This window comes from Actinacidiphila sp. bgisy167 (assembly GCF_965342175.1).
Taxonomy (GTDB): Bacteria; Actinomycetota; Actinomycetes; order Streptomycetales; family Streptomycetaceae; genus Actinacidiphila.
In genome coordinates this window covers 1-10,055 of record NZ_CBDRBL010000075.1, presented here as the reverse complement: position 1 = coordinate 10,055, position 10,055 = coordinate 1, and the positions used below count along the sequence as shown (strand labels likewise).

Below are 10,055 nucleotides of genomic sequence, written 5' to 3'. Positions count from 1 at the left end.
AAGGAGAACCGACATGTACAAAAACATCCGCCGCTCCGCGTACCACCTGGCAGAAAGCGGCGCACCCTGGACAGAGGACTTCCGTGCACTCCCGTTTCCCGAGCACTGGCACGCCGGGCTCCTCGAACTGCACAACCACGGCCGGGACGAGGACAAGCGGCAGCTGACCCTGCCCACCCGCCGGCTCGACGGCGTCCTGCAGACCCTTGCCCCTGACGTGATCGTCCGCCCCCGGCCCCGCATCCCCGTCGAATCGGGCCCGCAATCCGACGAGGACTTCTGGATGTACGTTCCCGCCTCGTCCCCTGATCCGCTCCCGGGGCGCGCGATGGAGCAGCTCCTCGACGCCTGGCTGCGCACCCTCGGGCCCAAGGAGGCCTCACAGGACCCGCGGTTCCACTCGCTGCTGCTCGCCAATAGCGCCGAGTTGAAGCGGAACCTGCCCGGTTGGCAGTCGGTCACCAACGTCGAACTGCTCACCGCGGAGACGACGCCGGGCGGCACCGCGGCCCCCGAATCGCAGCAGTTCCAGCTAGCCACCGACGCCATGGCGCGCCGCATTCTGACCCTCGATCCATACCCGTTCGAAGGCGGGGAACTGCGCTTCCGGGCACTGCCCCGAGGGCCTCGCGACCAGGGCGCCGAACTCATGTCGCAGCCGCTGTGCCGGACCGTGAAGCGTAAGGAGTGGTGGTTCTCTGTCGTCCTGAACATCTCCCTGCATACCACCCCCTTCACCCCTAAGCCGCACCTGCACCTCCACTGGGGCGTACGCCGCTGGGCCACCCATCCGCAGGGTGCCGCCAAGCAGCTCAAACTGCCCTACCGGGAGGCCACTACGGTCTACCTCCGGCCCACCATCCCCTGGCTGCCCGGGGCACCGGCCACCGAACGCTACGCACTCGCACGGCTGCGCCGCGACCGGCAGGCCGACACCTTCGTCTGGTCGGAGAACGACAGTGCGGGCATCTTGCGCGGGCTCAGCCTCGCCGGCAACTTCCCCGACCCGGAACAGCTCCTCACCGAACCGGTCTCTTGGATCGGCGAAGGCCCGGGGGTGCGCGCCGCAGTGGTCCACAGCACCCGGATGGGCAAACACGAGATCGGCACCGGCTTCATGCCCAACCAGCGCGCCCGGCTGACCGAATGGGCCGAGCAAGCCCTCCCCGAAGCGCTGGTCCGGGTACCCGACCTGTCACGCGGACGCGGCAAGGGCATCGGCGCTCCGGAGAACCGGCCTCCCAAGCCAAGGACCGACGAGGCCAAGAAGAACAAGTTGCTGCGCGAAACGCGGGCACGGCGGGTGGCGCTGGCGACCCAGTACCGGATCGCCAGCAGCGGCTCGGAACAGGACGATCCGCCCGTGGTCGAAGTCCGGCTGCTGTGGCAGTCACCCGAGGTACGAAAGGAAGCGGTGTCGCAGTTCGCCAAGGCCCTCGGGCTCGACGGTGACGGCGGCATCACCGCGGACCAGGTAACGGACCGGGAATGCGACGAGGCGGTCCCCGGGGCACCGGTCGTCCTGGAATGGCGGACGGCGGAACTGACCCTCCGGCTGCGCTGCCTGCCCCTGGGCGAGGGACTCGGCGACCGACTCGCGCCCGATCCCGCGGTCAAGGGGAAAGGCGCGGCCATCGCGTCGGCCGTGACCGCGCGCCGCCGCGCATTGCGCGCCTGGCTCAGTGTGGACGGAGCCGACCCGTCAAGCCCGGCACTCGCCCTCGTGGAGATCGCACACGTCAGTACGTTCCGTCCAGCGGCCACGGACCCAAAATTCGCCATCCGTCTGGGGTGTGCCGACGCTGGCCTGCTGACCCAGTTCGTCGTGGCCCCGTCGGCCGACCGGCAGATCGACAACGTCGACAGCCTCGACCACCGCACCCACAGTTCGTGGCTCGACGGATTGCGCCAGCTCGGCGTCCGCGTCCTGCCCCAGCACACACTCGGCGACGACCTGCCCGAAAACTTGAGTTACGCGGCGGTGTGGATGGTGAAGCGCCGCAAGGATGGTCCGACCCGGCTGCCCAAGCACTTGCCTGTGGCCGTCCGCGTCACACCGCTCCCGGACGGGGACGGCCTCGCAGCCGTACAGGGCTGGGACGACGCCGCAGGGGAATGGGTGTGTTACCCCCGGTTCCTGCTCGGCCTCGTGAAGCAGGCCGAAATCGATCCGCAGGCATTCGCGGACTCCGTTCCGTCGTCGGCCAACGACGGCGGAACGGAGGACTCACTGCCGAAGACGCCCTACGTCACCGGGAAGCAGTGGCGCTCCAACCTCGCCCAGCAGCGCAAGGAGACCGCTCGATTCCTCCAGCGTGTACTGCACTCCCTCCGAGGTCAGCCGACCGTGCTGATCACCCACGCCCAAAACAGCAGGCTGCACTGGCCCTGGCTGCAGGACGGCCAGACCGAACGGGATCTGATCAAGACCGGCCACGCCCCGGCAGGCCGGCTCGACGACGAGCTCCGCCTGGTACGTGTACGCGGGTGCGGCGGCCGCGAGACCGCGCAGTGGTGGGGTCTGGCCGAGCCCGGAAAGCCGCACGGACAGCCAGCCGGATTCTGGGCCCTGCCCGCATCGCCGTCGTCCAGGACCGCACCGCGCGGGCGGGTCTTCTACAGCACCACGGAACGCCCCGGGACGCACGCGATCTCACCTTCCCTCGACCGGCTGGCCACCAGGGTCAACGCGGCGGGCAACCTCACCTCGCAGGCGGGCACGAGCGCCTGGAACCCGACACTGATGGAAATCACGGTGCTTGGTTGCCATGAGGACGATGACCATGGCCTTGGGGCATCTGGAAAACCGGACGACGCAGAAGCCCTGGCACTGGCCATGCACCAGCTGCGCCAGGCACCGGACTACGCCGCCGCTCTGTCCCTCCCGCTGCCGCTCCACTTGGCAGGCCTGGCCCAGGCCTACGTTCTTCCGACGCTGGTGGAGAGCGACGGGACAGCCGTCGAAGAAGCGGCCGTACCCGCGTCCGACCTAGGAGTCGATGACCCGGACCTGGCAGACGCGCCCGGGCTGGCAATTCAGCCCGACGGCGAGGAGGGCGCAGAGTGGCACTGATTCCGGTGGGGACCCCGACTCACAGAGTCCATGGCCAGTATCACGAGCCGACCTCGGCACTCAGTCCCGGTTGTGTGCGTCTGCAACGACTCCACTACGGGCACCGAGGGGATGACACGACCGCGTGAGCGGGTCCAGCGCGTCACTGGCCCCAGGGGAGTGACATGAGCGGAGGCTGATGTCAATTCTCGGCCCGCGGATGCCTATAGGCGGTGAGAACGTGCCCGATGTTGCAGAGCAAGGGAGCTGCGATGGCATGCACCGCACCCGCGCCCACGCCGTGGGACCTGCCCTGTCGCCCAGACGATGGTGGGGCGCCTACTGATCCGTGCGTGTACGGTGTCGACGAAGTAGTGGACTCTGCCCGCGTCCTCGTAACCGTCGAGAGTCCCCGCGGCCCGGTGGCCAGCCAGGGACAGTGCGGCTCCGCCGGTCGTGTGAGCCATCCACTCCAAAGCGGATACTTCATGGCCGTTCGGTCCCAATATGCCCACTCGTCACGGCCGCGTGGGTGCGCTGCATGAGCGGCGTCCCCGCCGGCAAGGACCTCACCGTCGAGGTGCCGGGCGTGCTGCCAGCCTTGCCTCAGGCCGCTGCCGCCGTTCTGTTGGACATCGTTCTCGCGGCGGCGGCAAGCCGCGCCGACGGCGGTCCCGCTGGCGCTTGTGCGGAGAGTCCCGCTACAACAGGACGTCCGCCCGGTCCTGTCGCTGCAGGCGCGACGGCCGGGGTGTCGCCGTCGGAAGGATCGTCATGACCGATTTCGCCTTCGCCGGCCGGTGCTCGACCGAGGATCTGCAAGATCCGGAGGCGTCCCGGAACTGGCAGCTCACGCGCGCCAAAACGCTCATCGAGCCGGTAGGCGGCCGCATCGTCACCGAGTACTTCGACGTCGGGCACAGCCGGTCCCTGCCATGGAAACGGCGCCCCCGGGCTTCCGAACTGCTGGCCGCTCTGAAGAACCCGGATCGCGGGTTCGCCGCCGTGGTCGTCGGCGAGCCGCAGCGCGTCTTCTACGACAACCAGTTCAGCCTTACCTTCCCGCTGTTCGTGCACTACGGCGTCGAGCTGTGGGTCCCCGAAGTCGGCGGGCGGGTCGATCCCAACAGTGAAGCCCACGACATGGTGATGTCCGTCTTCGGCGGCATGAGCAAGGGTGAACGCAACCGCATCAAGATCCGTGTACGGGCCGCCATGTCCTCCCAGGCCCAGCTCGAGGGCCGCTTCCTGGGCGGTCGGCCGCCCTACGGCTACCGGATCGCAGATGCGGGGCCCCACCCCAACCCCGCCAAGGCAGCAGACGGCAAGCGGCTGCACCGCCTGGAAGTCGACCTCGTCGCCGCCCCGATCGTCCAGCGGATCTTCGCCGAGTACCTCGACGGGCGGGGCCTGTACGCCATCGCCGAAGGCCTCACCGCCGACGACATCCCCTGCCCCTCCGCCCACGACCCCGCCCGCAACACCCACCGCAGCGGCATCGCCTGGAACAAGGGAACCATCCGTGCCATCCTCACCAACCCCCGCTACACCGGCCACCAAATCTGGAACAAGCAGCGCAAACAGGAAGTTCTCCTCAACGTCGAAGATGTCGCCCTCGGCTACCAGACCCGCATGAAGTGGAACGGCAACGACACATGGGTCTGGTCCAAAGAGATCGTCCACCCACCACTCATCGACACTGCCGTCTTCTGGCGCGCACAAGAACTACTGGCCACACGACCCGCATCCCGCGGCCCGCGCGAACACCGAAGCCGCCGCCACGACTACCAACTGCAAGGTCTCATCACCTGCGGACTCTGCCAACGCCGTATGGGCACCCAGTGGTCCCACGACGAGGCCTACTACCGATGTCGGTTCCCCCAGCAGTACGCCCTGGCCAACAAAGTCGACCACCCCCGCAACGTGCTCTTCCGCGAGCGCGACATCATCCCCGCACTCGACCAGTGGATCTCCCTGCAGTTCGCCCCAGGCCGCAAGACGGACACCATCGACCGGCTGTACAAAGCGCAGAACAAACTGGAGGCTGCCGACGCATCCTCCGCAGCAGCCGTCGTCCGCGACTGCGACGCCAAGCTCACCCGCTACCGCGCCCTCATCGACTCCGGAGCCGCCGACTCCACAACTGTCGCTCAGTGGATTGCCGAGACCGAAGCCCGCAAGGCAGGCGCCGTCTCCGAGCTGCGCACTCCCAAGCCTCGCGTGCTCTCACGCGAACGGATCGCCGAACTCGTGAACGCCGCCGGCGACACCGCCGACATGCTCCGCAACGCGGACGGCACCCAGAAAAACCGGCTCTACCGCGCACTCGGGCTGCGCATGACCTACCAAGCGGCACAACGCAAAGTGCTGGTCGGGATCGCTCCCGACCAGCATTCCGTTGGTGCAAAGATCGTGTCCGAGGGGGGACTTGAACCCCCACGCCCGATAAAGGGCACTAGCACCTCAAGCTAGCGCGTCTGCCATTCCGCCACCCGGACAGGTGATGCGCGGGGCGGGCCCCGCGGCGACATGGACAACGATACCAAGGATTCGGGGTGGGTTTCACCTGCGTATCCGCTGTGTGCGGGGGGTGCCGGGGCCGGGTGGGCCCCGGCACCGGGATCGCTAGGCCGCCTCGGGAGGCATGAGGTGGTGGTCGGGGAAGTTCCCCGGTGGGCGCTCGTCCGCGCGGCCCTGGGTGACCGCTCGGACCGACAGCTCCCCGCCGACGAAGGCGCCGCGCCAGGAGGCGCCGAGACCGCCGAAGAACTCGGCGTGGTCGCCGCGGGAGCGGGGCCGGTTGTGGCCGGTCTTGAAGGCGCGGATCCGCGGGGCGAGGCGGGCGTAGGCGGCCTCGTCGTCGGTGGAGAGGGTGGCGACGAGGGCGCCGTTCCCGGCGTTCATGGCGGCCAGGAGTTCCGCCTCGGTGTCGACCAGGACGATCGTGTCGACCGGGCCGAGGGGCGCCGTGCGGTGCAGCGGGGAGGCGGACGGCGGGTTGAGGAGGGTGACGGGCGCCTGGTAGGCGGAGCTGTCCTGACCGGGCAGGAGGCGGGCGTCGGCGAGGCTGCCGCGGTGGAGCGGGATCGCGCCGCGGCCCACGGCCTCGGAGACGAGGTCGCCGAGTTCCTCGGCCCTGGCCGCGCTGATCAGCGGGCCGAAGTCGAGCTCGGGGAGGTCGTCCCCGGGGTCGTCCACGGCGAGCGGATGGCCCAGCCGTACGGACCGCACGGCGGGCAGGTAGGCGGACAGGAAGTGGGGGTACAGCTCGCGCCGCACCACGAAGCGGGAGTAGGCGGTGCAGCACTGCTTGGCGTGGCCGAAGGTCGCACGGAGCTGCCCGGTCAGGCAGTCCCAGTCGCTGTAGTCCCAGACGCCCCAGGAGTTCAGGGCCTCCTGCTGCAGGACGTGGCGTCCACCCGGGTCGACGAGCGCGGCGGCGGTCCGGGCGTCCGCGTCCCGGGCGCCGAGAGAGGACACGCAACCCACCTCGGGCGCCCGCACCAGTGCCGCCGCGAGATCGTCGCCGCCGCTGAGCAGGGTCACGGGTACGTCCTCGCGGGCGATGAGCGCGCAGGCCAGGGCGAGGCAGGCCAGGCCCCCTCGGTGGGGCCCTGGCGATCGCGGCGTTGCCGGCCAGCGTCTGCACGAGCATGCCGTGGACCAGGACGCTCATGGGGTGGTTCCACCCGGCGAGATTGCTGACCGGACCGGGCAGGGGGCGGCGCCACTCGACCATCTCGTCGATCTCGCCCACGTACCAGCGGACGCCGTCGACGGCCTGGTCGACGTCCGCCTGGGCGAGCCGCCAGGGCATGCCGACCTCCCAGACCAGCAGGAGGGCGAGCAGCGTACGGTGCTCGCACAGAGCGTTCAGGGCGGCCGAGACCCGCGCCCTGCGCTCGGCCACGGGGACCACCTGCCAGGCTCGGTGCTGGTCGAGGGCGGCGCGGACGGCCTGCCGGGCGGTCTCCGCGTCGAGCCGGGGCGCCCCCGCGACGGGGGTGCCGTCGAGGGGGCTGGCTGCGGGCAGGACCCGGCCGCCTGCCTGCCAGGTCCCGGCCCACAGGCTGAGCACCCGGTCGTCGCGGAACGCCTCGGGGGCGGCCCGCCGGCACCGCCGCCAGGCGTCCACCCAGGCCGCGCCGGGCTTGAGGGTCCAGGTCACCGCCTCTCCGCTCGTTCCGGGCGGATCTCGCGCAGCGCGCCGTCGCGGGTGTAGAGGAAGCCCCGCACCAGTTCGGTGTGCGGCAGTTCCGTGGTGTCGCGCAGACGCGCGAGGCACGCGAGCAGGTCCTCGGCGGGATCGCCGCCCAGGGCCGCGCAGTCCTCGTGGTGCACCAGCACGATCTCGCGGGTGCCGCCCCGCAGCTGGCTCAGCCGCAGTGAGCGGATGGTGTCGCGGGTGACGCACCCGCCCGCGTTGCGGATGACGTCGGCGTCGCCCGGCCGCAGCCCGAACATCGCCTCCACGCCGAGCCGGGAGTCCATGCACGCGACGATGGCGACCGCGGTGCGGGCCTCCTTCTTCGTGAGGTCGAGCGGTATGAGCGCCGCACCCACGTGGAACCTGCGGATGAGCAGCTGCTCGACGCCCGCGGCCTTGGCGGGGGCGGTCACCGCAGCAGCCCGCGGACGAGGCGCGCGGTCTCCGAGGGAGTGCTGCCGACCTTGACGCCGGCGGCCTCCATCGCCTCCTTCTTCGCCTGGGCCGTCCCGGAGGAGCCGGAGACGATGGCCCCGGCGTGGCCCATGGTCTTGCCCTCGGGCGCGGTGAAGCCCGCGACGTAGCCGACGACCGGCTTGGTGACCAGGCGGGAGATGTAGGACGCGGCGCGCTCCTCCGCGTCGCCGCCGATCTCGCCGATCATGACGATCAGGTCGGTGTCGGGGTCGTCCTGGAAGGCGCGCAGGCAGTCGATGTGGGTGGTGCCGATGACGGGGTCGCCGCCGATTCCGACGGCGGTGGAGAAGCCGAGGTCGCGCAGTTCGTACATCAACTGGTAGGTGAGGGTGCCGGACTTGGACACCAGGCCGATACGGCCGGCGGTGGTGATGTCGGCGGGGATGATGCCGGCGTTGGACTGCCCGGGGCTGATGAGGCCGGGGCAGTTGGGTCCGATCACGCGGGTGTTGCCCGCGACCGCGCGGGCCCGGAAGGCGACCGTGTCATGGACGGGGACGCCCTCGGTGATGACGACGACGAGCCTGAGCCCGCCGTCGACGGCCTCGTCGACGGCGGCGCGCACGAAGGGCGGCGGCACGAACACGACGCTGACGTCGGCGCCGGTCGTGCCGACGGCCTCCTTGACCGAGCCGAACACCGGGACGGTGCGCCCGTCGAACGCGACCGTCGTACCGGCCTTGCGCGGGTTGACGCCGCCGACGACGTCCGTCCCCGAGGCGAGCATGCGGCGCGTGTGCTTCATGCCCTCGGAGCCGGTCATTCCCTGGACGATCACCTTGCTGTTGCGGTCGAGGAAGATGGCCATCGCGATCAGCTCCTTGCGGGCTCGGCGGCCCGCGCGGCCGCACCGTCCATGGTGTCCAGTTGCTGTACGAGCGGGCCCAGCGACGCCGCGGCCGCCTCGAGGACGGCCCGGCCGCGCTCGGCGTTGTTGCCGTCCAGGCGGACGATCAGGGGCTTGGTGAGCTCGACGAGGTCGAGGGCCTGGACGATGCCCTCGGCCACCGCGTCGCAGGCGGTGATGCCGCCGAAGACGTTGACGAGGACGGAGGTGACGTCGGGGTCGGAGAGGATGACGCCGAGCCCGTCGGCCATCACCTTCGCGGAGGCTCCGCCGCCGATGTCGAGGAAGTTGGCGGGGGCCCCGCCGTGGTGGGCCACCACGTCGAGGGTGCTCATCACCAGTCCGGCGCCGTTGCCGATGACACCGACGGTGCCGTCGAGCTTGACGTAGTTCAGGCCCTTGGCGCGGGCAGCGGCCTCCAGCGGGTCGCCCGCGCCGGGTGTCTCGTACGCCTCGTGCTCGGGGTGGCGGAAGCGGGCGTTGGCGTCGAGGGACACCTTGCCGTCCAGCGCGAGGACGCGGCCGTCCGTCGTGCGGATTAGCGGGTTGACCTCGACCAGCAGGGCGTCCTCGGCGGTGAAGACCTCCCACAGAGCGGTCAGCACGGGCACGGTCTCCTCGGGGAGTCCGGCCGCTTCGGCGATCTGCCGGGCCTTGGCCTCGGTGACGCCTTCGACGGCGTCGACCGGGACGCGGGCGAGGGCCTGCGGCCGGGTGGCGGCGACCTCCTCGATGTCCATGCCGCCCTGGGCCGACGCCATGGCGAGGAAAGTGCGTTCGGCGCGGTCGAGGAGGAAGGAGACGTAGTACTCGTCCTGGATCTCGGCGGTCGGGGTCAGCATGACCGTGCCGACCGTGTGCCCCTTGATGTCCATCCCGAGGATGGCGCGGGCCTTGTCCTGCGCGTCCTCGGGGTCGGCGGCGAGCTTCACGCCGCCGGCCTTGCCCCGGCCGCCGGTCTTCACCTGCGCCTTCACCACGACCTTCCCGCCGAGGCGTTCGGCGGCGGCTCGGGCCTCGGCGGGGTCGTCCACCAGGTACGCCTCGAGCACGGGGACGCCGTGCCGCGCGAAGAGCTCCCGTGCTTGGTACTCGAACAGATCCATCGTCAAACGCACCTGCCCTGACTCGGGGTCGAACGATAATCCGGTGCAGACCTCTGGACACCGGGTCGTCGATGCGGGATAAACGTCTGCATACAGTATTCGTCGCCTGTATGCAATGTACAGATGCAGGGCGGAACTCCCGCGCCCGGCGCGCTCACCGGCCCCCGACCGGAAGGAACCGTGGTTGTGACGAAGGCTTTGGAGGGTGTGCGCGTTCTGGACATGACGCATGTCCAGTCGGGTCCGTCGGCGACGCAGTTGCTGGCCTGGCTGGGTGCGGACGTGGTGAAGCTGGAAGCACCCGCCGGTGACATCACCCGGCGTCAGCTGCGGGACGTGCCGGGGGTCGACAGCCTCTACTTCACC

At 70.2% G+C, this 10,055-nt stretch carries 5 protein-coding genes, 1 tRNA gene and 2 pseudogenes; 3 read left to right on the top strand and 5 right to left on the bottom strand.

Annotated elements, in window-relative coordinates:
* Positions 1–13: 13 nt before the first annotated feature.
* Complete coding sequence (locus ACRWND_RS24185; RefSeq protein WP_431952822.1) at positions 14–3,073, top strand: pPIWI_RE module domain-containing protein; 3,060 nt, start codon at positions 14–16, stop codon at positions 3,071–3,073.
* Between the two features lie 486 nt (positions 3,074–3,559).
* A pseudogene (locus ACRWND_RS24180) lies at positions 3,560–4,732 on the top strand (recombinase family protein); the annotation flags it as partial.
* Positions 4,733–5,465: 733 nt separating this feature from the next.
* Here the strand turns inward: ACRWND_RS24180 and ACRWND_RS24175 are convergent.
* The 5 genes and pseudogenes from ACRWND_RS24175 to sucC all read right to left on the bottom strand — a co-directional run bounded on the left by ACRWND_RS24175 (position 5,466) and on the right by sucC (position 9,689).
* A tRNA-Leu gene (locus ACRWND_RS24175) sits at positions 5,466–5,550 on the bottom strand.
* A gap of 127 nt (positions 5,551–5,677) precedes the next feature.
* Positions 5,678–7,220: pseudogene (locus ACRWND_RS24170) on the bottom strand (aldehyde dehydrogenase family protein).
* Entirely contained in the window at positions 7,217–7,672 is a 456-nt protein-coding gene (locus ACRWND_RS24165; RefSeq protein WP_431952820.1) for a carbonic anhydrase, read from the bottom strand. The pseudogene ACRWND_RS24170 and the gene ACRWND_RS24165 overlap by 4 nt, the downstream one beginning before the upstream one ends.
* Positions 7,669–8,544, bottom strand: coding sequence for a succinate--CoA ligase subunit alpha (sucD, locus tag ACRWND_RS24160; protein WP_431952818.1), 876 nt, complete (start codon positions 8,542–8,544; stop codon positions 7,669–7,671). The genes ACRWND_RS24165 and sucD overlap by 4 nt, the downstream gene beginning before the upstream one ends.
* A gap of 5 nt (positions 8,545–8,549) precedes the next feature.
* Positions 8,550–9,689: an ADP-forming succinate--CoA ligase subunit beta gene (sucC, locus tag ACRWND_RS24155; protein ID WP_431952816.1), complete on the bottom strand. Its 1,140-nt coding sequence runs from the start codon at positions 9,687–9,689 to the stop codon at positions 8,550–8,552.
* Positions 9,690–9,875: 186 nt separating this feature from the next.
* Between sucC and ACRWND_RS24150 the strand changes: the two genes are divergently transcribed.
* Positions 9,876–10,055 (top strand): CoA transferase (locus tag ACRWND_RS24150; RefSeq protein ID WP_431952814.1); only part of this gene is annotated, 180 nt, incomplete at its 3' end.